This is a genomic window from Nonlabens xiamenensis (assembly GCF_003865345.1).
Taxonomy (GTDB): Bacteria; Bacteroidota; Bacteroidia; order Flavobacteriales; family Flavobacteriaceae; genus Nonlabens; species Nonlabens xiamenensis.
In genome coordinates, this window is sequence record NZ_RMVE01000001.1 from 1,074,930 (window position 1) to 1,098,169 (window position 23,240).

19 protein-coding genes are annotated in these 23,240 nt (G+C 42.3%); 5 read left to right on the plus strand and 14 right to left on the minus strand.

Going from position 1 to position 23,240, the window contains the following annotated elements; translation table 11 throughout:
- Positions 1–21: 21 nt before the first annotated feature.
- Entirely contained in the window at positions 22–1,077 is a 1,056-nt protein-coding gene (locus EGM47_RS04780) for an anhydro-N-acetylmuramic acid kinase (protein WP_124979596.1), read from the minus strand.
- Between the two features lie 80 nt (positions 1,078–1,157).
- Between EGM47_RS04780 and EGM47_RS04785 the strand changes: the two genes are divergently transcribed.
- Entirely contained in the window at positions 1,158–2,300 is a 1,143-nt protein-coding gene (locus EGM47_RS04785; RefSeq protein ID WP_124979597.1) for an acyl-CoA dehydrogenase, read from the plus strand.
- 89 nt (positions 2,301–2,389) lie between these two features.
- A complete protein-coding gene (galE, locus tag EGM47_RS04790) occupies positions 2,390–3,412 on the plus strand; it encodes a UDP-glucose 4-epimerase GalE (RefSeq protein WP_124979598.1) in 1,023 nt (340 codons plus the stop codon).
- A 384-nt stretch (positions 3,413–3,796) separates the two neighbouring features.
- Here galE and EGM47_RS04795 read toward each other — a convergent pair whose 3' ends face one another.
- The gene (locus tag EGM47_RS04795) at positions 3,797–4,252 is read right to left on the minus strand and encodes a GAF domain-containing protein (RefSeq protein WP_124979599.1); all 456 of its coding nucleotides are present in this window, start codon (positions 4,250–4,252) and stop codon (positions 3,797–3,799) included.
- A 75-nt stretch (positions 4,253–4,327) separates the two neighbouring features.
- On the opposite strand from EGM47_RS04795, the gene xrtF reads away from it, so the two are divergent.
- Positions 4,328–4,867, plus strand: coding sequence for an exosortase family protein XrtF (xrtF, locus tag EGM47_RS04800; RefSeq protein WP_124979600.1), 540 nt, complete (start codon positions 4,328–4,330; stop codon positions 4,865–4,867).
- Positions 4,857–5,306 (plus strand): exosortase F system-associated membrane protein, encoded by a 450-nt coding sequence (locus EGM47_RS04805; protein ID WP_124979601.1) that lies wholly within the window; start codon positions 4,857–4,859, stop codon positions 5,304–5,306. Before xrtF ends, EGM47_RS04805 begins: the two co-directional genes overlap by 11 nt.
- On the opposite strand, the gene EGM47_RS04810 is transcribed toward EGM47_RS04805, so the two are convergent.
- From EGM47_RS04810 to EGM47_RS04835, 6 genes are all read right to left on the minus strand, one after another.
- On the minus strand, positions 5,267–6,763 hold the full coding sequence (locus tag EGM47_RS04810; RefSeq protein ID WP_124979602.1) for a hypothetical protein: 1,497 nt from the start codon (positions 6,761–6,763) through the stop codon (positions 5,267–5,269). The two genes, EGM47_RS04805 and EGM47_RS04810, sit on opposite strands and share 40 nt — an antisense overlap.
- Positions 6,753–8,123: a class I SAM-dependent methyltransferase gene (locus EGM47_RS04815; protein ID WP_124979603.1), complete on the minus strand. Its 1,371-nt coding sequence runs from the start codon at positions 8,121–8,123 to the stop codon at positions 6,753–6,755. The genes EGM47_RS04810 and EGM47_RS04815 overlap by 11 nt, the downstream gene beginning before the upstream one ends.
- Positions 8,123–8,311 carry a hypothetical protein gene (locus EGM47_RS04820; RefSeq protein WP_124979604.1) on the minus strand — a complete coding sequence of 63 codons (189 nt, stop codon included), beginning with the start codon at positions 8,309–8,311 and terminating at the stop codon, positions 8,123–8,125. Before EGM47_RS04820 ends, EGM47_RS04815 begins: the two co-directional genes overlap by 1 nt.
- Positions 8,312–8,412: 101 nt before the next feature.
- Positions 8,413–10,902, minus strand: coding sequence for a zinc-dependent metalloprotease (locus EGM47_RS04825; protein ID WP_124979605.1), 2,490 nt, complete (start codon positions 10,900–10,902; stop codon positions 8,413–8,415).
- 207 nt (positions 10,903–11,109) lie between these two features.
- Positions 11,110–12,465: a SusD/RagB family nutrient-binding outer membrane lipoprotein gene (locus EGM47_RS04830; RefSeq protein ID WP_124979606.1), complete on the minus strand. Its 1,356-nt coding sequence runs from the start codon at positions 12,463–12,465 to the stop codon at positions 11,110–11,112.
- A gap of 13 nt (positions 12,466–12,478) precedes the next feature.
- Positions 12,479–15,718, minus strand: a complete 3,240-nt coding sequence (locus EGM47_RS04835) for a SusC/RagA family TonB-linked outer membrane protein (protein WP_124979607.1) — start codon at positions 15,716–15,718, stop codon at positions 12,479–12,481.
- A gap of 320 nt (positions 15,719–16,038) precedes the next feature.
- Here EGM47_RS04835 and EGM47_RS04840 point away from each other — a divergent pair, with 320 nt between their 5' ends.
- A complete protein-coding gene (locus tag EGM47_RS04840) occupies positions 16,039–17,940 on the plus strand; it encodes an endonuclease (protein WP_124979608.1) in 1,902 nt (633 codons plus the stop codon).
- 80 nt (positions 17,941–18,020) lie between these two features.
- Here the strand turns inward: EGM47_RS04840 and groL are convergent, their stop codons facing one another.
- From groL to EGM47_RS04870, 6 genes are all read right to left on the minus strand, one after another.
- A complete protein-coding gene (gene groL, locus EGM47_RS04845; protein WP_124979609.1) occupies positions 18,021–19,661 on the minus strand; it encodes a chaperonin GroEL in 1,641 nt (546 codons plus the stop codon).
- Between the two features lie 151 nt (positions 19,662–19,812).
- Positions 19,813–20,088: a co-chaperone GroES gene (locus EGM47_RS04850; RefSeq protein ID WP_124979610.1), complete on the minus strand. Its 276-nt coding sequence runs from the start codon at positions 20,086–20,088 to the stop codon at positions 19,813–19,815.
- A 141-nt stretch (positions 20,089–20,229) separates the two neighbouring features.
- Positions 20,230–20,577, minus strand: coding sequence for a preprotein translocase subunit SecG (gene secG / locus EGM47_RS04855; RefSeq protein ID WP_124979611.1), 348 nt, complete (start codon positions 20,575–20,577; stop codon positions 20,230–20,232).
- The gene (locus EGM47_RS04860; protein WP_124979612.1) at positions 20,577–21,443 is read right to left on the minus strand and encodes a tetratricopeptide repeat protein; all 867 of its coding nucleotides are present in this window, start codon (positions 21,441–21,443) and stop codon (positions 20,577–20,579) included. Before EGM47_RS04860 ends, secG begins: the two co-directional genes overlap by 1 nt.
- Positions 21,437–21,949 (minus strand): LptE family protein, encoded by a 513-nt coding sequence (locus tag EGM47_RS04865; protein ID WP_124979613.1) that lies wholly within the window; start codon positions 21,947–21,949, stop codon positions 21,437–21,439. Before EGM47_RS04865 ends, EGM47_RS04860 begins: the two co-directional genes overlap by 7 nt.
- Positions 21,939–23,240 (minus strand): sigma-54 interaction domain-containing protein, encoded by a 1,302-nt coding sequence (locus EGM47_RS04870; protein ID WP_124979614.1) that lies wholly within the window; start codon positions 23,238–23,240, stop codon positions 21,939–21,941. The genes EGM47_RS04865 and EGM47_RS04870 overlap by 11 nt, the downstream gene beginning before the upstream one ends.

Consider the following 23,240-nt stretch of genomic DNA (forward strand, 5'->3'; position numbering starts at 1 on the left):
AAGCGAATTTTTTGGATTTTCTTAAGGGACTAAAACACGTCCACTGGAATGATCCTTTTGGGCACCAGTAACACTTGAGAGACAATTGTTAGCGTGTCGCAACCTCAATACGCCTAGCAGTCCAAAAATTAAGGCTTCTTTAAATTCTACCAATTCGGATTGGGGGATAACTAGCTGGTTGAGCCCCTTGGTTTGCAGTCGCTCCAGCAGAAACCTGTTGTAGGCGCCACCTCCGGTTACTAAAACAGTGCTTGAAACAGGCAGTACCTCATAAATCTGATCTGCAATATGCTCGATAAAGGTAGCCAGGGCATCTTGAGGTCGGTCTATGGTCTCCAAAATAGGGAACACAAACTCATTGACCCATTCCATCCCCAAGGATTTTGGGGCGGGAAGTTGATAGTACGGTAAATTGTTCAATTGTTCAATGCTGGGGGAGTGTGGGGTTCCCGCTTTCGCGAAAGCGCCACCTTTATCATACTCAGTCCCTAAACGGGATGCCAATTTATTCATGACTACGTTGACCGGACAAATGTCATAGGCGATTCGATTTCCCTCATGCTCATGACTCACATTGGCAAAGCCACCTAGATTCAAACAATAGTCATAATCGGCAAACAAAAGTTGATCGCCGATAGGTACCAAAGGAGCACCCTGTCCACCCAATTCTACATCGGCTGTTCTAAAATCACATACCACACGATATCCGGTAAGCTTGGCCAGTTCCTCCCTATTTCCAATTTGAAGCGTGTAACCCAGGTCTGGTCGGTGAAAGACCGTATGACCGTGCGAGCATATCGCTAATAACTCTGTGATCTGGTGTTGTTGGACAAAATAATTGATCTGTTCGGCCAAAAACTGTGTGTAGTTCTGATCCAGTTTCTCCACCTCGGCTTTAGACAACTTTACAGCCTGGGCCAAATCTCTCTTCCAGGTATCTGGATAAGGAATTGTCGTGGTTTGGTGCATCTGAAAGGTCCAGGTGTCTTTATAGACCAAACTAATGTGCGCTATATCAATGCCGTCCAGGGAAGTGCCTGACATGACTCCTAAAACGTTATAGTACTGATGATTCATCTAAAAAAGGTGTTGAAAATCGGAGCAAATAGCATTAGCTTTGCAAAATCGTAAAATAAACAAAACTAAAGAAGAAATACATGGATTTTGGTCTTACAGAAGAGCATTTGATGATCAGGGATGCCGCAAGGGATTTCGCTAGAACCGAATTATTGCCTGGTGTAATCGAAAGGGATACCCACCAAAAATTTCCTACAGAACAGGTGAAGAAAATGGGCGAACTAGGATTCCTGGGGATGATGGCTGATCCGCAGTATGGCGGTGGTGGAATGGATACCATCTCCTATGTGTTAGTCATGGAAGAGCTCTCCAAGATCGATGCTAGTGCCTCGGTAATCGTTTCTGTCAACAACAGTTTGGTGTGTTGGGGGCTGGATACTTATGGTACGGATGCCCAAAAAGAAAAGTACCTGACCAAATTGACTACCGGTGAATCTATCGGAGCTTTTTGTTTGTCTGAACCAGAAGCGGGTAGTGATGCGACTTCCCAAAAAACAACGGCTATAGATAAAGGTGACCACTACGTACTCAATGGAACTAAAAACTGGATCACAAATGGAGGTAGCGCAGATTTTTATTTGGTAATCGCCCAAACCGATAAGGAGAAAAAACACAAAGGCATCAATGCTTTTATCGTAGAAAAGAATTGGGATGGTTTTGAAGTGGGAGTGAAGGAAGACAAGCTGGGGATACGAGGAAGTGATACGCACTCCCTTATTTTTAATGATGTAAAAGTACCCAAGGAAAATCGCATAGGTGAAGATGGTTTTGGGTTTAAATTTGCCATGAAGACCCTTTCTGGTGGTCGGATAGGTATCGCCGCACAAGCCTTGGGTATTGCTTCAGGTGCATATGAATTGGCGAGGGATTATTCCAAAGTGCGTAAAGCCTTCGGGACTGAAATCTGCAACCACCAGGCGATCGCTTTTAAACTGGCAGATATGCATACCAATATCACTGCAGCTCGTCATATGGTGATGAAGAGTGCCTGGGATAAAGATCAGGGGCGCAATTATGACATGAGTGGAGCTATGGCAAAACTTTATGCCTCACAGGTGGCCATGGATGTTACCGTAGAAGCTGTTCAGGTACATGGTGGAAATGGATATGTCAAAGAATACCATGTTGAGCGTTTGATGCGTGATGCCAAGATTACTCAGATCTATGAAGGTACCAGCGAAATTCAAAAGATCGTGATATCCAGAGGATTATTGAAGGACTAAGACTTGAATTTTTATTTTGTCATCAACGGCTATGGGAACATAGCCGTTTTTTTATGTAACATTTTCGGGAAACGCTACCTTTGTTTCCTATGAAGATATTAGTCACAGGAGGATTAGGGTTTATAGGTTCGCATGTAGTTGTTGAACTTCAAGAACAGGGGTATGAAGTAATTGCCGTCGATAATTTGTCCAATACTTCAAAAGAAGTCGTGGACCAGATCGCATCCATCACCGGTGTACAACCAACTTTTGAAGAGTTGGATCTAAGGGAAAAAGAAAGTGTAGTCAATTTCTTTGATAGACATAACGATATAGGTGGTATCATACATTTTGCGGCTTCCAAGGCGGTAGGAGAAAGTGTGGAAAATCCCTTGCTTTATTATGAAAATAATGTCAATGCGTTGGTATTATTGCTTCAACAGGTCCAGGATCGGGAGTTGGGATTCATATTTAGTTCGTCTTGTACAGTCTACGGACAGGCCGACGAGCTCCCAATCACCGAATCAGCTCCTATTAAGCCAGCAGAATCCCCTTATGGAAATACAAAGCAGATCGGAGAGGAGATCATACGTGATACCTGTCGAGTTAAACCCAATCTAAGTGCCATTGCTTTAAGGTATTTCAATCCCATTGGTGCCCATGAAAGCGCCAAAATTGGAGAGTTACCACTAGGTGTTCCACAGAATTTGGTTCCTTATATTACACAGACCGCCATTGGAGTGCGGGAGCAGCTCAGTGTTTTTGGCGATGATTATCCCACCCGAGATGGAACGGCCATCAGGGATTATATCCATGTGGTGGATCTGGCCAAAGCCCATGTGGCGGCACTTCAACGATTGATTGAAAAGTCTGCTAATGACAATTTTGAAGTGTTTAACGTAGGAACTGGTACTGGTTCTACTGTGATGGAAGTAGTTAGGGCTTTTGAAAAATCTACCGGACAACCTCTCAATTACAAAATCGTAGATCGTCGAGAGGGCGATGTAGTGGCCGCCTATGCACAAACCGATAAAGCCCAACGCGTGTTAGGGTGGAAATCTAAATATAGTTTGGAAGAGGCATTGGCAAGCGCCTGGGCTTGGGAACAGCAGGTGCGCTCCCGAAAGAATTAGTTATATATCATAGAATTCAATCACTGATGTTGATAACAACGACCGTTTGAATTCTTGGTTTTTCTTTGGCACCGGCGTCCAGCTTGAGTTTTTCCCATACATTGGATTGCCTTATTCTTTTTTGGTGGGTCAATCGCTGATGAGGAATTTGCTTGAGCCGATGAGCTTGTGTTTCCAGACTGAGGCTTACAATGTTTGCAGGCTTGATAGGCGCGTTCCAAGGCCTTTTTTAGATCTATATCTATTTTGGATTCCTTGAGGTGAAAGCATTTTTCTTTATGGTATTTAGTCCCTGTTTTGGTAACATAGACTGTTTGGGCGCCTGCCAGAAGGACAGAGGTACAAACAAAAAAGAAAGTCAACAGGAAATGTCTCATTGCCTACTTATAGCAATTCGGCTACCTGGGCGTTGATCCATTCTAGAAAACGCTCGTCTTTTTCATCAAAAGCATGAGGTGTATGGCTGTCAATATCAATTTGGCCAATATTTTTCCCATCTTTAAACAGCGGGATGACCACCTCGCTTTTTACATGTATGCTACAGGCGATATAATTATCCTGGGCGCTTACATCATCCACGACAAAATTTTGGTTGGAAACGGCAACCTGCCCACAAATTCCTTTACCAAAAGGAATGATGGTATGATCAGTAGGCTCACCAGCCTGGTTCCATAAGTGCAAAGTAGGTTCGGTGTCATGAGCCATATAAAAACCTACCCAGTCATACGTATCTACATTGGCCTGCAGTAGGTCGCAAATTCCTTGCATCTTTTCTTGCACTTCCAATTCGGGATGGCCTACCAGCTCAATGATAGTCGGTTTAAGATCGTCTAGTTTCATGCGCCTGTTTTAAAAACGCAAAGCTAGCGCAGGACTCTGGTTAAATAACTAACTTTGTCATAAAAATTACCTGTATTGAAGTCCCTCAGACCCTATTTTCCCATCTTTAAGTTTGTGGCAGTTTTTGCGGGCATCTATCTGCTTCTTTCCCTGCTGTACTATTTTTATCTACAACAAGATTGGAATGCTTATCACTTCCCTGATCCGGTAACGGCACAAATCAGTCATCAAACCAAGTTGGGCTTGGAGGTTTTCGGTTATGAAGTGCGGGCCATCAATACACCTGATTTGCCTTCGGTGACTATTTTTATGGATGAACAGGCGGTTTTTAGAGTCATAGAGGGTTGCAATGCGGTCAGTGTAATGATTTTATTTGTGTCTTTTGTGCTCGCTTTCGCGAAAGCCTGGCAAAAAACCTTGTTGTTCCTTTTGATAGGAATCGGTCTGATCTATCTGGTCAACTTGGTAAGACTGGTATTGCTGGGCATGATTTATAAAGAATACCCATTATATGCACATCAAGCACATGAGTTAGCTTTTCCAGCCGTGATTTACGGTAGTGTCATACTCTTGTGGATATACTGGATCAAAAAACCAAAAGTAGATGAAACCTAAAAACTGGTATAGTGCAGCCATGGTGGTGATGTTGGTTCTTTTGCTGGTCGCGGTAAGGGCTTTTGAAGATTGGTTGTTTGTAGATCCGCTAAAATCTTACTTTCAGGCAGGTTTCCAAACCACACCACTTCCTGAATTCAATGGATTTAGCCTACTGATGTTTACCGCTTTAAGATATTTGGTCAACATGGTGATTTCTCTTTGGATTATCTGGTTTTTGTTCAAGAAAAACGCACTGGTGGCTGCCGGACTTTGGGTTTATTTATTTGCCTTTTTAGGGCTTCTATTCACTTTTATTATTTTACTCAGCCTCGACTCTGAATGGGGCAAAATGGCGCTCTTTTACGTGCGGAGATTTTTGATACACCCTATACTCCTTTTTATATTGGTCGCAGGCTTTTATTTCTTTAGAGACCGACTGCCAGCTTCCAAGTCCTGAGTGTTCATGCGATAGCTTACGGATTCCCCTTGGTCATCAAAATAGCGGTAAATACCTGATGAATTGCCGCCTTTGATGCGCAGATAACTACCATTTTCCATTGTATTCTGAAAGTCTTGTCCAGACAGCTGGGCAAATAACCTCGGGAATATCTCTATGCTACTTTTAGCTTGTATTAATGAGGTTTTGAGGCTTTGCGGAGCCTTAACTGCATACAATGCTTGGAAAATACTATTCTTCAAACTGAGATTTTGTATAGGTTTGCTCATCGCCTGGTCGGTAGAATCAAAACCCACAAAACCACCATGGTCTGCTAAAACAAGGATTACTGCATCCGGATCTTTTTCTTCAATACTGTTCAGGAGTTTGTCTAGTTTTATATGGACAGAATCTAGTCGGTTCAAGTAAGCCAAACGCTCCTGATCCTTGCCTTGTGAACTAGCAGCATAGGTTGTCACGTGAGCAGGTTCTAAGATTTCGATAAAGAAAAATTGTGGTCCGTTTTCTGAATTTTTCCACGCTTTTTCCAAACCAGCTTGTACGTCTATCCCCTTTGAAAAAAAGGGAAAATAGGGCAGCTCATTGTCGCTGATATTCACCTGATCGTAAAATAGTGTGGGCCTGTTCAGCAGAAGGTAATTGCTTTCTAGGATGGCATGGGTCTGGTACTGGTTATTTTTGAGCGTGCGCAGAACAGGATTGGCTCCCATAATAACATCTCTGGCACTTGGGAGTTCGTTCTGAGAATGCTTTCCTTGAAAATAATGATGCTGTGCGGTAAATAAGCAGGCATTGGAAGAGAGGGTAGAAGGGTAGTTGCTGCGGTAATTCTCCTGAATGGCAAAATCTTTCTCATCCAGAAATGTCATGAACTCACCATTGTCATAAGCATAAGGTGGGTTTGATAGGGTGTTGGGTCCAACATATCCATCCGGTTGGATCACGTATATATTAGGTCGAGACTGAAAAGTCCATTTTTCAAAAGCTTGTGTTTGTGGATGCCATGCTTGCCAGGAATTTGTAAATATTTGCAATGCGAGCTGACCGATTCCCACCAGCAACATGAAGCCTAAAAGCAACACCAGTTTTTTATAATGCCTTGTCAACCAACGTGCACTGATGGCTATGATGAATATTCCTAAAACTAGGCCTTTCCACCGCCACCCCATAAATATGATCAGAGCGCCAAAAATCAGTATATGCAATAGCAAAAATACATAATACAAGTAGGCTCGTTTTTTCGGATTTATTTTTTGCAGTAGAAAGTCGAGAAGCCCTATAGCCAGTGCAGGAAGCACCATTAAGACCAACAAAAAATAAAGGAGTTGAATACCGCTGTTGATCAGACTAAAATTGTTTTGGTACAGGAAAACTAGTAAAACAGCACCCGGCAAAAGACTGACAGTCCACCAATAGTGTTTGTTGTTCTTTAGGTATGCCAGCAATTTATCCTTCATGACGTTGGAACAAAAACAGGGTTCTATGGGTACCTTTAATAGGAGTGGATTTGATCAGTTTGAAGTATTGTTGGTACGCTTTCGCGAAAGCGGACACATGATAGCCATCAAACAAATGGCGGGCGTCCCGTTTGCTGTCCAATAAAAATTGAACCCAGCTATCCTCCCGATGCGGAAATTCAATGATGAGGTAAGGACTGAATCTAGCAAAAAAAGCAGCCGTCATCTCAAACGGAAGATTGTTTCCAAGGCTCAAATGATGGATCAAGGCCAAGGCAAGGACCGCATCTGGAGCAAACTCTTCCCACCGCTTGATCAAGGCATCCCGCTCTTGGTTTTCAAACCCCAATCCAGGTGAAGGTTGGGAAAGGTCGCAAACCAGACTGGTTACTTTTCCCGTTTGAATACTTTTTTTGTAGCATTGATCGATGGCCGGCTGATCAATATCAGCCACAACCAGGTGTTCCAATTGGTTCAGTAGTTGCCGACCAAAAGTGCCATCATTCCCTCCTACATCCATGATGGTTTTGGGCTGTAATTCCTGACACCAACTGGCTATCAGATCTTTTTTTTCCTGAAAGGAATCTTCGTCATAATTGGTATGATCATAATACTGACTCCATTCGGTATTTTCCTTCATCTCCATATCACCTATATAAAGATCCAGCGCTTTCAGCATTTTGAGTTGAGAATCCTTATTGAGTGTAGCTTTATCTTGGACTTGAGCATGTTGTTGTAAGGTGCCCACTTCGGTTTTTGCAAGCAAGTGTACGTGTGGATATAGGACAGGATGGAACCTACTTAAAAGTCCCAAGTGGCTTTTTACTTCCTTGAGTGGCACACCTTCAATACGGTATAGTAAGGATTTGAGTGCATGTGAGCCTTGGCGCTGTGCGAGCAACAAAGGTCCCAAAAAATGCTGGTTGAACTGAAGTAGCGCCTTCCAGGGTTGGTCTTGCTGATAGGGTTCAATACTCAATGTATCCAGGTGGATAGCTTTACCTTGATAAAAACTAATATTAAAGGCACTGGCATCTTTGAGTGAACAATTCCTTTTCAATAAAAAAGATTGTATTCTTAAGGTAAGTTGAGCGGCGTGTTTGTATTGGGTAAAACTCCATTCATAAGGATAGGTAATCAATTCAATTTTTTGAGGGCAAATGATAATGCTTTGGTCATCCCTTGATATTTCCTCATGCGGAATCAACCAAGCCTTATCAAATAGCGATTGATATATTCCCTGATCATTGAGCTGGTCATAGGTTTCAAAGTATGACGGAAGGATTTTGCGATAAAGCTTACCCTGATCCATAAAGACATAACCCGAAGGGTCCCTGAATGAAGAAGGGTGCCTTTGCATCAATTATCTTTTTCGGTGTCATACACATCATCAAAATCAGCTTTATCCTTTTTAGGTTGGATCCCCAGCCAGGACTTGACGGTATGAAGAACAGTTTTGTAGAAAATAGCTACTCCAGCAGCAGCTGCAATACCTGCTTGTGCAAGCATCGCGCCTATTCCTGGATCGATGTAGAGCAATTCATTCATGATGGCAATTTACAAATAAACAAATGATCGTAATCGCAGATTTTTAGAATAAAAAAAATCGGCTGAGGTTGGCAGCCGATTTTTAACGTTTAAGATGTCGATTAAGATCGAGGATCCAAAATCATATCAATGCGTTCCACCAAGTCTTCCAAGTGAATGCGGGACAGGCGGTCTGAAGTACGACGGGCCGCTCTACTGGCGTCCGCTTTCAATTGTTTTAGTTCTGCACGTACTACAGGTCTTATATCACTCTGTACAACGTCTATACTACTTTGACCTGCGTAGGCTCTAAACTGTGCGGGTAACTGGCGTTGCTCGTTATTCATAATATATTCCAGTCGCTCTACGTAGGCGCGCTGTAAATTACGACGATAGCGGTCTATGCTACGACCACGAGTTAATTCCTGAAACAAGCCTTTTCTCAAATCAGTCATCATATCGAGTAGACCATAAGCTTGATCTTCATTGACTTCTTCATTTTCCATCAATCTCGCCATACGACCAAAATCCAGTAAGTTATTTAAGGTACGTACCTGAATGCTGCGTATTCTTTCAATCGCACCATCTGATTCAAACTTATTGAAAATCTCTTGGTCAATGAGCCATTCTGGAGTTTCAAACAATTGCTCATTCAGGAATTCCATGGCGCGTTGCTGTTTGTCAAGACTGTTGTGCTCATAAACAGCACCTTCTTGACCATAAGCTTTGTAAGTTTCTTTAACGCCGCCGATATTACTGGTAACATGTCCCATATAGCGATTGTATTGACCTACCAACTGGCCGTACATATTTTCCAGCTCCTCATAATCCTCTCCTTCTTCTCCTGTCCATTCGATCAGATTGGGAACAATACGCTTTAAATTTTTTATTCCGTACATGCTGGCAATCATGGAGTCGTCTCCCAGGTCTTCGGTCTGGCTTGTGTGGTCAATCACCCCAAACTGCTGACGGCCGAATCTATATATCGGATCACCTGCTTTTTCTAGAATCCATTGGTCCAAAATCGGCTTTTCTTCTTTACCTTCTTTATCCAAAATAGGTTTATACCCCCACTTGATGGCATATTTATCATAGGGTCCGATATTGGGCATCAAGGCTACATCACCATCTTCTGGTTGAGCCACGTAATTGAATCTTGCGTAGTCCATGATGGATGGTGCGGTACCGTACTTCCTGGTAAATTTAGGATCACGTAATTTTTCAACGGGATAAGCTACCGAACTTCCCATATTATGTGGTAAACCTAAGGTGTGTCCTACCTCGTGTGCACTCACAAAACGTATCAGTCTTCCCATCACTTCCTCATCAAATTCGTTCATGCGGGCATCTGGGTTGATAGCTGCGGTTTGGATAAAGAACCAATTGTGCAACAATGTCATCACATTGTGGTACCAGTTGATATCACTTTCAAGGATTTCACCAGATCTAGGGTCACTCACGTGAGGTCCGTTGGCATTAGGAATAGGTGAAGCCAGGTAGCGAACTACCGAATAGCGAACATCCTCCGGACTCCAGTCTGGGTTTTCCTCTTTGGTAGGGGCGTCTTTGGCGATAATGGCATTTTTAAAACCTGCTTCTTCAAAGGCCACTTGCCAATCTTCAATACCTTGTTTGATATATTTCCTCCATTGCACGGGAGTAGCTGGATCAATATAGTAAACAATAGGCTTTTTGGGTTCAACCAATTCGCCAGCTTTGAATTTATCACGGTCCTCTTCTTTAACTTCCAGTCTCCATCGATCTAAATAGGTTACCGTTTTTGTTTTTTGGTCGTCCAAACCGTAATCCTGTTGACCTCTGGCAAACCAACCCACGCGTTGGTCAAAATATCTGCGCTCCATCTGCTCTTTGGGAAGCAAGATCATGGAGTTGCTCAGTTCAAGAGAAATGGACTGAACACTGCTATTGGAAGGCGGTTCAGAAGCTTGATAGGTTTTTACGTGTCTGGATTCAATGTTGAGCGGGTAGGATCGTAGCGTGTCGATATAAGATCGCTTGCTATCCAAACGACTTATTTTATAAGACTTTCTTCTGGACTGTGGGAAGCCAATGGCCTTCACATCATCTGTAAAGAAGTCGGTGACGTCAATTACAGTATTGTTATTGATGCTATCTTTTTTCACAGCTTTGACTGGAAATGAATACAAAATAGGCTCAAAGTTTGAATTTTCTACAGCAATACTTACCGGAAGAGAATCTGCGGCCACAACCTGGTGGGATACGACGCGTAATAATACATCGTTTCCTTTTTTCTGCCATCGCAGGGTTTGGGTGTTTTGTTTTCCCCCACCAAAGCCTATGCCTGAAGCAGTTTTGGCGATACGTGTAACCATTAGCATTTCTCGGTCAAAGAGACTGTCTGGAATTTCATAAAACCAATTGTCGTCGACCTTATGAACAGTAAAGAGGCCTTCATCGCTTTTGGCATCCTTGGTAATTACTTTGGAATAAGGTTTTAGTCCATCCTTTTTTTCTGGTTTTTTAGCGCTGGCAGTTGTGGCAGTGCTTTTCTTTTGGCCCTGAAATACAGAGCAACTGGTTATTGCTCCGAGACAAAGCAAGACCATCAGCAGGTGTTTAATTATTCTCATTTAAAAATTGTTAATTGAATGCCCTAATATATTATGAAGCATTTTAAGTTTTCTTAACAAGGCGTTAACTACATGTTGAAGTATGGGCATATTTTGGGTCATTTAAAATGTTTTGGCAATAAAAAAGCCCGATGACAAAATGCCATCGAGCTTTTAATGGATTAAACACTCACGCTTTTCATGAGTTTAGGTTGGCTAATCCATACTTTATTCGAATGCCCAAATATCTACATCCAATAGGTGACCTCCTTGAGCGTTAATTGCAGCTTCATAGTTTTCTCTATTTGTTTGTCTTTCAGAGATAGGATAAAGGAAACGTCTAGGAACAACAAGGCTTGGGTTTACGCTCGCTACAGCATCTGGACTAGGCGTTAGGTCTGGATAACCAGTTCTTCTAAAGTCATTCCATGCTTCAATTGAAGAGTTACCGTAAAAGGCTTTGTACTTTTCAGTGACGATAGCTTCAATTTTATCTTCTGTAGTACCTGATATCGCTAATCCAGCTGTGTAAGCATCAATGTCTGCCTGAGCAACACCGATGAATTGCATGTTGGCTTCGACAGCCTCTTGCATAGCTGTAAGTGCATCAGCATCTGATCCTCCTGTCCGCACAATAGCTTCTGCTTCAATAAATTTTACTTCCCAGTAGGAAATTAGTGGAGTTGGTGAATCTGGTTGTCCCCAGAATAAACCATCCGCATTTGCAAAGTTAGTACCATTAGTGGTGTAGAAAGGTAACCTAGGATCGCCCGTCATTCTATTGGTAAGTGTAGTTGCAATTCCTAAGGTAGCAGGGCGCTGACTTTCAAAGCCAAATAAAGGATTGGCGTTCTGTACTGGATTTGAAAATACAAAAACAGGCGCCTCATCATTTGAGTCAAATGCCATCTGTGCCTCACTCAAAGCGGATGCCGCAGCTGCATTTCCCTGTCTTTTAGTTAAGTGCAGGAAATATCTAGCTTTAAGAGCATGAGCAGTTTTTTCCCAATCTGCACCAGTACTACCTGCACCAGCAAATTCACCTACACCAGAAGCTACACCATCTGCGATAGCTTCATCCAAAAGCGTTTGAATGGTCGTGTACAAGGTCTCCTGATCATCGTAGGTCGGCGTAAAGTTTCCTTGGTCTCCGGTGAACGCATCGCTGTATGGCGCATCACCCCACATTGAAGTTGTCATTCCCAGGTTGGCAGCCATATAAAGTTTAGCCAACGCAGCGACTTCTCCCTCATTCCCGTTGATAATGGAAAAACAATCTGTCATGGCTCCACCTCCATAGAGGCCTCCATCCCAGTAGTCGTCGGTATCACTTTCGGTGATATTATATTGATCGTAAGCCAACTGCTGGGCATCTAATCCATCATAATGTTGCACCACAATACCTGCTACACGTGCATTTACGGCAACTAAATTTTTGTGACTTTGGGTGATCATTCCAGGGTAAATAGCCCCAGCGTTTACTTGGTCTCCATTGGGGTTGTTTGGATCTGTGTTGTCATCTGTGATTGTACACGATATCGTGGACATCAGCAGTACTCCAACTAATATTTTTAAATTTTTCATTTTAATGCTTTTTTTAGAAGTTAACTCTCAAGTTCACACCATAACTCTTGGTGTTGGGCTGGTTAAAATAATCTAATCCGATTCCATTGCTATCCCCTGCCAGGTTCGTTTCAGGATCTACACCTGGATAATCGGTACTTAACCAAAGGTTTCTACCATAAACAGAGATTTCTGCGCTGGAAATAAACGTATTATCCAAAAATGAAGCTGGAAGGTTGTATCCTAATGTAACTTCTCTCAAGCGAACCCAAGATCCGTCATAGATACTGCTTTCAGAAAGACCTCCAAATCCATATCTTCTCCAGAAGTTGTTGTTTTCAGAGATCGTTGGATCAAATAATGGAACTGATTGCGTGTTAGGCTGACCTGTAGCTGCAACTGTACCTTGGAATACACGGCTCTGGTCTCTAGCAAGGGTACTTGCAGAAGTTCCAAAAAAGTCAATGATTCCACAAGTTCCACACCAGATATCGCCACCTTGTCGGATATCAACCAAGAAGGATAAACTTAAGTCTTTATAAGTAAATGTATTGCTTATACCTGCTTGCCAATCTGGAGTAGGGTCTCCTACTACGCCATCTGTAGATTCTGCCAAAGGATAACCATCGGCATCAATTAAGAAACCACCGTTTTCATCCCTTTGGAAACGACTTCCGTAAATAGCGCCGTAAGGTTGACCAGCAACAGCAGTCGAACGAGTACTGGAGAAACCAGCCAATGTAATTTCTTCTACACCAGGTGCTAATTCCTCTACAATGTTCTCATATTTCGTCCAGTTCACGTCAATATTCCAATTGAAATCAGCCGTACGTACTGGGGTTCCAGACAATACCATTTCCACACCTTTATTGGAAATTTCAGCAATATTCTCAAATTTGCTAGTAAAACCAGATCCAGAAGATACACTTACTGGGATAATTACATCTTCAGATGTTTTGTTGTAGTAGGCAAAATCAAACCTCAACCTATTGTCCAACATTTTTAATTCAATACCTGTTTCAAATTCTTTCAAGCTCTCAGGCTTCAAAGCTGGGTTTCCTGCTACTACAGATCTCTCATAAGAAACGCTGTCGTAAGCTGGGAATTGAGTTCCCTGTATGAAACCGTCGCCACCGATGAAACTTCCTCCGAAAACTGTGCTTGTAGCAAATAACGGAGCATCGCTACCCACACTACCGTAAGAAACCCTGAATTTACCATAGTCAATAAAACTATCGCTATTATCAACGAGTTCTGTAAACACGAAACTAGCACCGACTGAGTAGGATTGGAATGAATTTTCTCCTACTGGTAAGGTAGAGGACCAGTCATTTCTAAAGGTAGGAGTTACATAAATCATCTCCTTGAAGTTTAAAGTAGCTTGTGCATAGGCACCGATCAAGGTTTTTCCTTGCTGACCTACCTCAAACGCATTTACGGACCCTGCATTGCTGATGTCAAAGAAACCAGGTATAGTCAGTCCATCCCCGATTACACTTCTCCTAGAAAATCGAGTTCTATATCCATCATAACCTGCAAGGTATGTTACTCCTAAATCTTCATTGAATTGCTTAGACCCGTTTAGAATAACGTTCCAGTTCAAATCTTGGTTGCTGATGTTGTCATTGATAACCCTTCCTTCACCAAATGATGCGTCAATCACGTTAAAACCTGTTTTTCTTACGTCATTATAACGATCTACAGAAAGATTAGCCTTAATGGTGTTATTGTCATTTAGTTGATAAGAAAGCCCCATTCTTCCAATGATCCTACTAACCGCATCACGATTGATGTTTTGAGCTACACTGAAATATGGGTTGTTGTAGATTCCATCTCGGTAACTACGTTGGCCTGGAAGCTCCTGACCTGGAATGTTATAAAAGTAGGTATCGGGGTTGTCAGCGGCATCCTGGCCTGACAAACCGTTTCCGTTGTCGAAAGTAGGCGTACTTCTTATCAAGCCTAGCATGATACCAGAAATATTAGAACCACGCTGTACTCTATTTCCTCCAGATTCTGAATATTGACCAGAAACTTCTAGGTCAAAGCGATCACTTAATTCAGCGTTAATATCCGCACGGAATACGTTTCTACCGAACTCTTCATTGGGAGAAATTCCAGTCTGGGTTAATCTTCCGATGTTTCCTCTAAATTGAACTTTTTCAGAACCACCACTTACGGAAAAGTTATTGTCCTGAATGATCCCTGTTTTATAAAAATCATATTGATCGTAAGCGTTGGCTGCTTGACCATTTCCTGTACCAGCAGGAACCAGTCGTCCATTTCTGTCAAATGGGTAATCAGTAGCACCATCAAACTCTAAAGTTGATATTTCAGGTCCCCAGGAATCACCTTCAAAAGTTTCTGGCCCAAGATAGGTTTGGGTATCCGCTACACCATCATTATTGGTGTCAATGACACCCCCTTGGGAGTAGACTTTTTGAAGTTCAGGAACCTTATTGTATTCTGAAAAAGTGGTATTAGAGGTAAAAGTAACTCGAGTTTTTCCAGCTTTTCCTTTTTTTGTAGTAATCAGAACAACCCCATTAGCAGCACGAATACCATAAAGTGCTTGCGCAGATAAACCTTTAAGTACGGTCACCGATTCGATGTCAGCCGAGTTGAGATCCACTGCTCTGTTGGAAAAGTCAGTACCACTTAGCGGCGAGTTTGCAGGATCCGCTGGATCTTCACTTGTTGAGGAGTTATCAATAGGAACACCATCTACGATAAATAGTGGACCATTATTACCCAAAATCGAAGTGTTACCACGAATACGAATATTGGCAGATGCACCCACAGATCCAGAAGACGAAGTCACCTGGACCCCAGCAGCTTTAGCGCTTAATGCATTGACGACATTGGTTTCTTTGGCGCGAGTTACTTCATCAGAAGTTACGGTTTGAACCGAGTAGGATAGCGATCTAGGCTTAGCCTTTACACCTTGCGCTACAACAACTACTTCTCCCAAAGCTTCGGCATCAGTTTCCAAAGTAACATTAAGTACTGATTCGCCAGCATAAGTAACTTCTTGGGACTTCATTCCTAAATAGGAAAATACCAATACATCTCCGCTATCGGCGCTAATGGTGTAATCACCGGAAATATCGGTTTGAGTTCCAGTATTTGTGCCTTTAATCAATACACTTACTCCCAGCAAAGGCTCACCAGAAGTATCTGTGACTTTTCCCGTAACTACACTGTTTTGAGCTAGGGAAACTTGAACGATCAGCAGTAGCAGTAATACCAATCGTCGTTGCAGAAAAAATTTCATACGTTACTAATTTATTTGGTTTAGGCTATAAAATTATCACAAGACTCTAACAAAACCTTAAGATTTTTGACTTTTTTCCTATCTTTCCTGTAGGGAAGTAGGTTAACATACGATAACGTACAGATTATCAATTGTTCAGCAGTATGTTAAAATTTAGGGGTTTAATCAGATGGTTGCTCAAAATTTACGATTAAGTAAAGAAATCCGCTTTTTTTGAGAAATCCGCGCTTTTCCAATGTGTTCTGTTAAAGCTTAACCTTGAGGTAACTTAGTTAGATCGCATGAGTAATACTTTTAAAAGCGAAAAAATATAACTTACCATGACTAAAATTTTCCTCTTCTTCAGCCTGTGTCTGATGTTTTTCACCCAAGCACAGATTCCTACTTATTACGACAATGTCAACTTAAATCTTACTGGTTCAGCGCTCAAAAGCGAACTCGCTGGTAAAATCAGCTCTGGAACGACTAGTGTATCCTATACACCAGGTGTATGGAATGCATTAAAACAAACTGACTTGGATCCTACAAATTCCAGCAATGTATTGTTGATCTATGGATATAATGACAATGACGGGCAAACTACAACTGATCGCTCTAGGAATAAAGAAGACAATGGCGGGAACACTGGTGATTGGAATAGGGAGCATGTCTATCCCAAATCTTTAGGTAATCCTAACTTAGGGACTTCAGGGCCTGGAAGTGATTTACATCACCTGAGACCCGCCGATGTCAGTTGGAATGGCACCAGGGGAAGTCGCAAATTTGCCAATGGAAATGGCAATGCCGGCATTACCGCCCAAGGGCACTGGTACCCAGGTGACGAGTGGAAAGGCGATGTAGCCAGGATGATGATGTTTATGTATCTGAGATATGGTAATCGATGTGATGGTACCAACGTTAGCGTCAGTTCCAGTGTTTCTTCTGACCCAGGTATGGTTCAATTGTTCCTGGAATGGAATGCCCAGGATCCAGTAAGTGATTTTGAGCTGCAGCGCAATCCCATTATTCAAAATCTCCAAGGGAACAGAAATCCATTTATTGATAACCCGGCTTTTGCTACTGCAATCTGGGGCGGCCCGCAAGCCGAGGATCGTTTTGGAAACACCGATGGTGGTGCAAGTTGTGCAAATGAAATCACCGCGCTACCCTATACAGAAAGTTTTGAAAGTAATTTTGGTAAATGGTCCAATGTCTCCAATGATGACTTTGACTGGGTCAGGAATTCTGGGGCTACTCCTTCTAGTAACACTGGGCCTAGCTCTGCCAGTCAGGGAAGTGATTATATCTTTATGGAATCCTCTTCTCCCAATTACAGTGCAAAACGCGCCATTCTTAATAGTCCTTGCCTTAGTCCTAGCAGCTCGACCAGTTTTAGTTTTAAATATCATATGTATGGAGCAAGCGATATGGGTAGTCTTTCGCTTCAAGCGAGCACTGACGGAACTTCTTGGTCATCATTATGGTCAAAATCAGGTAATCAAGGTAATTCATGGGCCACAGCCACGATTGATCTAGGTTCATTTGCCAATCAAAACCTAAGGTTAAGGTTCAATGGTGTCACCGGTACCACCTGGCAGGGGGACATGGCGCTTGATGATTTCCAAATCACCGGCGGGTCTACTTCTAACACGCTAGTAGACATCAACATACGTCTGAATTTTGATGAATACCCAAGTGAAACCACCTGGGAGCTGCGCAATGGGAGCGGCCAACTCGTTTATGCAGGAAGTAATTATGGCAATCAAGCTAGTGGTAGTACGTTGAATCTGCAACGATCCTTGGAGGAAGGTTGTTATTCATTTACCATCAGGGATGCTTACGGCGATGGTATGTGCTGTCAATACGGAAATGGCGGTTATATTCTTTATAGGCTGGATAACGGGAATACCATCACTTCTGGTGGCTCATTCTCAGATTCCCAAACCAGAAATTTTTGTTTAAGCGATACAAAATCGGCAAGTGTAGGACCGGCCAATCAAAAAGAAGAATTGGATTTTTCGGTTCAGTTTTATCCCAACCCTGTACAAGATGTACTTCAAATAAGTACTTCAAATGATCAGAAAATATCTAGGGTACAGGTGTTCAATCTCAATGGACAAGAAATGATGACTGGACAAGTGAACAATAATCGTCTATATGTATCCGATCTGCCCTCGGGTGTGTATATGGTGAAGATGCAAATCAATGATCAAATGATCATCCGGCGTGTGATCAAGAAATAGAGTTTATCGCTTTCGCGAAAAAAAAATCCATCCCAATCAAATTCGTTGGGATGGATTTTTATATTGGATAGAGGCGTTATTTACATCATACCGCCCATGCCGCCTGGCATACCACCTGGCATACCACCTCCAGCAGGTGCATCTTCCTTGATTTCTACCAAGGCACACTCTGTAGTCAGGATCATTCCAGCAACAGAAGCCGCATTTTCCAAAGCTACACGTGTAACTTTCTTAGGGTCGATGATTCCTTCTTTCAACATGTCGACATATTTATCATTTTTGGCATCGTATCCGTTGTTTCCTTTAGTTTCCAAGACTTTGGATACAACCACACTTCCCTCTCCACCGGCGTTTTCAACAATAGTTCTCAAGGGAGACTCAATCGCTCTTGCCACGATAGAAATACCTGTTTCCTCGTCTGTGTTGCTAGCTTTAACTTTGGTGAGAACGGATTTTGCACGTACCAAGGCAACTCCACCACCGGCTACAATACCTTCTTCTACTGCTGCTCTTGTAGCATGAAGCGCATCGTCCACACGGTCTTTCTTTTCTTTCATCTCCACCTCGCTGGCAGCACCTACATAAAGTACAGCTACACCACCGGCCAATTTGGCTAGGCGTTCTTGAAGTTTCTCCTTGTCATAATCAGAAGTCGTGTTTTCAATTTGGGATTTGATTTGTCCCACGCGCGCTTTGATATCTGTGTTCTTTCCGCTTCCGTTTACAATGGTCGTATTGTCTTTGTCGATATCCACTTTCTCTGCGGTACCCAACATATCGATGGTGGTATTTTCAAGCGTAAAGCCTCTTTCTTCAGAAATAACTGTTCCGCCTGTAAGAATCGCAATGTCTTCCAACATAGCTTTTCTGCGATCACCAAATCCTGGTGCTTTCACCGCAGCTATTTTTAGGGAGCCTCTTAACTTATTAACTACTAAAGTGGCCAATGCTTCTCCATCTACATCTTCGGCGATGATAAGTAAAGGTTTTCCAGTCTGGGCAACAGGCTCCAATACTGGCATCAACTCTTTCATGGTAGAGATTTTCTTATCAAAAAGAAGTATATATGGATTCTCGAGCTCTGTGGTCATCTTTTCGGAATTGGTCACAAAGTAGGGAGAGAGGTAACCGCGGTCAAACTGCATTCCTTCTACCACATCCACGTATGTTTCCGTTCCTTTGGCTTCTTCGACAGTGATCACACCTTCTTTACCAACTTTGCCAAAAGCTTTGGCGATCAAGTCACCTACGACTTCATCGTTGTTAGCAGAGATTGAAGCTACTTGCTTGATCATCTCGCTAGAATCACCCACTTTTTTAGCTTGTTTTTCAAGGTCTTTGGTCAATGCTTCAACAGCTTTATCGATACCGCGCTTAAGATCCATCGGATTAGCACCTGCCGCAACATTTTTTAAACCTTCTTTAACGATGGCTTGCGCCAAAACAGTAGCGGTGGTCGTCCCATCACCAGCAAGATCATTGGTTCTGGAAGCGACTTCCTTTACCATTTGCGCGCCCATGTTTTCCAATTCGTGCTCCAATTCTATTTCCTTGGCCACACTTACTCCATCTTTAGTAACAACCGGTGCGCCAAAGGACTTACCGATGATCACATTACGCCCTTTAGGACCTAGAGTTACTTTGACTGCATTAGCAAGAGCATCTACACCACGCTTGATGCCGTCTCTTGCTTCAATATCAAATTTTATATCTTTTGCCATTATTCTTGAATTTTTAAAGGGTTGGAACATGTGCCATATTCGGCCAGACTTCCAGAACCCAAATGTTTAGTTTATTTTTTTATGATGGTTCCAGCTTGACTACCTGAATACAAGGTTGAACAAGCTGTTGCACAATTTCTGCTAGAGACTATTAAATGATGGCTAGAATATCGTCCTCACGCATGATGAGATAGTCATTACCTTCAAGTTTTAACTCGCTACCACTGTACTTACCGTACAAAACAGTGTCACCCACTTTGACGGTCATTTCATAGTCTTTTTTTCCTTTGCCTACGGCGACTACTTTTCCCTGCTGCGGTTTTTCCTTGGCCGTGTCCGGGATGTAAATTCCAGAAGCAGTTTTTTTCTCTGCAGCTTGTGGTTCAATAACCACACGGTCAGATAAAGGTTGAATATTTAATGCCATTTTTAAAAATGTTTTATTGATTAATTTGGTAACGCATTGAGCGATAAATATGCCAATACGCTTGGACTGACAAAACTGCCGTAAATAAAAATATCCAGCCCTTAAGGCTGGATATTTTGTCAGTTGTATGGCCTAATTATATTAAAGGCTGTCATTGGTATTGCTAGTTTCATCTGGCGTCGTAGCCGGAGGAGTCGCTGGAGTTTCTATAGTCGCATCTGGGTCAACGACTTGAATCTCTTTATCTGATTTGTTTTGGATCAATGTAGTACTCGCAAGTAATATGAGTACAAGTAATGCTGTGGATAAAACCCAGGTACTTTTATCTAGAAAATCTCCTGTTTTCTTTACACCACCAAGTTGCTGGGTGCCACCTCCACCAAAACTGGAAGAGAGTCCGCCGCCTTTAGGATTCTGAACCATGATTACTACTATCAGTAGAAATGCTACCAAAACGATGAGTCCTAAAAAGATATAAAATGTCGTCATTATGAGTTGTTACTTTGTAAATTCTTGATTTCCTGAATTTGGTCTGCAAATAAACCACTTTTTTCTGGATGCTGCAATATTAAAATTTCATAGGCTTTGATGGCCTTGGCATAATTGTTTTGTGCGAGATAAACCCTCGCCAATGTTTCTGTCATCAAGGTATGCTGCTCATTGCTTTGATCCGCTAGATTAAATGTTCCTCCACTGCTTTTTCTGGGTTTAATTTTTGGCTTTTCAGAAAGGAATTGATCAATTCGTGCCATTTTGCGCGCTCGATCATCTACTTTTTTAATGGCTTTTGGTATGTCAACTGTTGGAAAACCTTTGTCTGTGGAAGTAGGTTGGTTATCCCCTGATCGCTGGATGGGTTTAAGGCTTGTCAGTTGAAGCCACTGAGAAAAACTATGTGTTTCACCAGTATCAAACTTGAGGGGCTGCTCCTTTATGTTTAATGATTTCTTCTCAAACAGATCCTGATCTGTGACCTTGCTAAAATCTTTGCTGGCGTTTAGATCTTCCTCGATGGTCTTTGGAGAAGAGGTATTTGAAGCGTCGGATCGATCTACGGCTTTGTCATTTCCTTTTTCCTGGTTCTGCTTAATAATTTCACCAATGTCAATCTGGGTAAAATCTGCTGAAGTAATAAAATCAAACAAAACTGATCGATCCGTGGTATGTGCTGCCGTGCGTTGTAATTCTTTATTGTACATCGGACTATTCTCCAAAAAAAGTCCTTTTAAGTAAATGCTTCTTGTAGCCTGAAAATAAGGGTGCTGCTCCATCAATTCCTGTAACATCGATAGGTCATCCACCTCAAGAGAAGAAGGGTGAGCCAGTAGCTTATTGATGCGTTCAGGATTTACCATTTGGCTAAGGTATCATTAAAAATCTCTTGGGTGATCTGCTCGTAGATAGCGTCCAATGCAGTGTCTAGTGCTCCACCAGTCAGCAGCACATTTGCACCGTAATCAAAGTAGAAACTATATTTCTTTTCAAAACTTTCCTCTTCTACCTTATTATTGGTAAACCTCACATTGATAGCGATGGTCAAGCGGTTCTGGGCGGCGGTGCTACTTGCAGTTGCCGTCATGGGAGCGATATAATATTGAGTGATCTCCCCTTGATAAACATAATCTCCGTTTGTATTGACCAAACTTAAACTCGACTGATCCTGAATCAGATCTTGCAATTCTCTGGTAAAGCGCAGGTCAATACCTGGTTCTACTTGTTGTGCTTGATTCTGAAAAAAGTCCACCTGAAAGGTTTTTACATTATCCGGAATCGAAACATTATTGAAACTGTATAAGCCGCAACTACTCAAGCTCCAAAACAGAAGTAAACACAACAGGTATCGGGAAGCCCTATAAATCATATTGCTTAATTTTTCGGTACAAGGTTCTTTCAGAAATGCCTAGGTCTTCAGCGGCAGCCTTTCTTTTTCCTTGGTGTCGTTCCAGTGATTTTTTAATCAATTCGATCTCTTTGTCAGCCAGCGATAGCGACTCTTCTTCTTCAACTTCTTGGGCAAAATCATAACGGTCCGTAGTTGGGGTCGGGTTGGCGCCTACATAATTGGATTCCGCTGGACTGGCTGGAGTTGCTGTATTTTCTTCCTGATGGTAATCATAGGCATTGTCTATCACCTCTTCATAATCATCACCACTGTCCCCGTTGTCTCCGTAAATACGTTGTATCAATCCAGAATTTTCTTCTCTGACATCATTTACATTTCCATGGGACATGAGTTCATTGGTCAGCTTTTTGAGATCATTTAAGTCATTTTTCATATCAAAAAGAACCTTGTATAGGATCTCACGCTCGTTGGCAAAGTCACTGTCTGTTTTCTTCTCACCTCCGATGATAGCAGGAAGATTTTTTCCGGCATCGGGTAGATAGTTGCGCAGCGTGGGTGCGGTGATGTTCCTATCCTTCTCCAGTACGCTGATCTGTTCTGCAATATTGCGCAACTGTCTGATATTTCCACTCCAACGATAATTGGTAAGTATGGATACCGCATTGTCATCCAATTTAAGGGTGGGCATTTTGTATTTGGTAGCAAAATCACTTGCAAATTTTCTGAATAATAGGTGAATGTCACCTTTACGCTCTCGCAAGGGCGGGAGATCTATTTCTACCGTACTCAGTCTGTAGTATAAGTCCTCTCTAAATTTTCCTTTTTCAATGGCCTCAAACATGTTCACATTGGTGGCAGCCACGATGCGCACATCGGTCTTTTGGGTGACAGAAGATCCTACCTTAAGAAATTCTCCGTTTTCCAACACACGTAGCAGTCGCACTTGGGTAGGAAGTGGTAATTCGCCAACCTCGTCCAAAAATATAGTACCTCCGTCGGCTACTTCAAAATATCCAGATCTCGTGGAAGTGGCCCCTGTAAAGGCTCCTTTTTCATGACCGAAAAGTTCAGAATCAATCGTGCCTTCCGGAATTGCTCCACAGTTGACTGCAATATATTTAGCGTGTTTTCGAAAGGATTGGGAGTGTATGATTTTGGGTATACTTTCCTTACCCACACCACTTTCACCGGTTACCAATACAGATATATCCGTAGGAGCTACCTGTAAGGCCTTTTCAATAGCACGATTAAATCCGGGATCATTCCCGATCAATTCAAAACGTTGCTTGACTGATTGAATACTCTCCAT

What these genes read in the sequence shown, in the direction of transcription:
- EGM47_RS04820 (WP_124979604.1), bottom strand. Translation starts at nt 8,311, where the DNA reads ATGAATGAATTGCTCTACATCGATCCAGGAATAGGCGCGATGCTTGCA.
- secG (WP_124979611.1), bottom strand. Translation starts at nt 20,577, where the DNA reads ATGACGACATTTTATATCTTTTTAGGACTCATCGTTTTGGTAGCATTT.
- groL (WP_124979609.1), bottom strand. Translation starts at nt 19,661, where the DNA reads ATGGCAAAAGATATAAAATTTGATATTGAAGCAAGAGACGGCATCAAG.
- EGM47_RS04810 (WP_124979602.1), bottom strand. Translation starts at nt 6,763, where the DNA reads ATGAAGGATAAATTGCTGGCATACCTAAAGAACAACAAACACTATTGG.
- EGM47_RS04865 (WP_124979613.1), bottom strand. Translation starts at nt 21,949, where the DNA reads ATGATTTATAGGGCTTCCCGATACCTGTTGTGTTTACTTCTGTTTTGG.
- EGM47_RS04780 (WP_124979596.1), bottom strand. Translation starts at nt 1,077, where the DNA reads ATGAATCATCAGTACTATAACGTTTTAGGAGTCATGTCAGGCACTTCC.
- EGM47_RS04815 (WP_124979603.1), bottom strand. Translation starts at nt 8,123, where the DNA reads ATGCAAAGGCACCCTTCTTCATTCAGGGACCCTTCGGGTTATGTCTTT.
- EGM47_RS04805 (WP_124979601.1), top strand. Translation starts at nt 4,857, where the DNA reads ATGAAACCTAAAAACTGGTATAGTGCAGCCATGGTGGTGATGTTGGTT.
- EGM47_RS04830 (WP_124979606.1), bottom strand. Translation starts at nt 12,465, where the DNA reads ATGAAAAATTTAAAAATATTAGTTGGAGTACTGCTGATGTCCACGATA.
- EGM47_RS04870 (WP_124979614.1), bottom strand. Translation starts at nt 23,240, where the DNA reads ATGGAGAGTATTCAATCAGTCAAGCAACGTTTTGAATTGATCGGGAAT.
- galE (WP_124979598.1), top strand. Translation starts at nt 2,390, where the DNA reads ATGAAGATATTAGTCACAGGAGGATTAGGGTTTATAGGTTCGCATGTA.
- EGM47_RS04825 (WP_124979605.1), bottom strand. Translation starts at nt 10,902, where the DNA reads ATGAGAATAATTAAACACCTGCTGATGGTCTTGCTTTGTCTCGGAGCA.
- EGM47_RS04850 (WP_124979610.1), bottom strand. Translation starts at nt 20,088, where the DNA reads ATGGCATTAAATATTCAACCTTTATCTGACCGTGTGGTTATTGAACCA.
- EGM47_RS04785 (WP_124979597.1), top strand. Translation starts at nt 1,158, where the DNA reads ATGGATTTTGGTCTTACAGAAGAGCATTTGATGATCAGGGATGCCGCA.
- EGM47_RS04860 (WP_124979612.1), bottom strand. Translation starts at nt 21,443, where the DNA reads ATGGTAAATCCTGAACGCATCAATAAGCTACTGGCTCACCCTTCTTCT.
- EGM47_RS04840 (WP_124979608.1), top strand. Translation starts at nt 16,039, where the DNA reads ATGACTAAAATTTTCCTCTTCTTCAGCCTGTGTCTGATGTTTTTCACC.
- EGM47_RS04795 (WP_124979599.1), bottom strand. Translation starts at nt 4,252, where the DNA reads ATGAAACTAGACGATCTTAAACCGACTATCATTGAGCTGGTAGGCCAT.
- EGM47_RS04835 (WP_124979607.1), bottom strand. Translation starts at nt 15,718, where the DNA reads ATGAAATTTTTTCTGCAACGACGATTGGTATTACTGCTACTGCTGATC.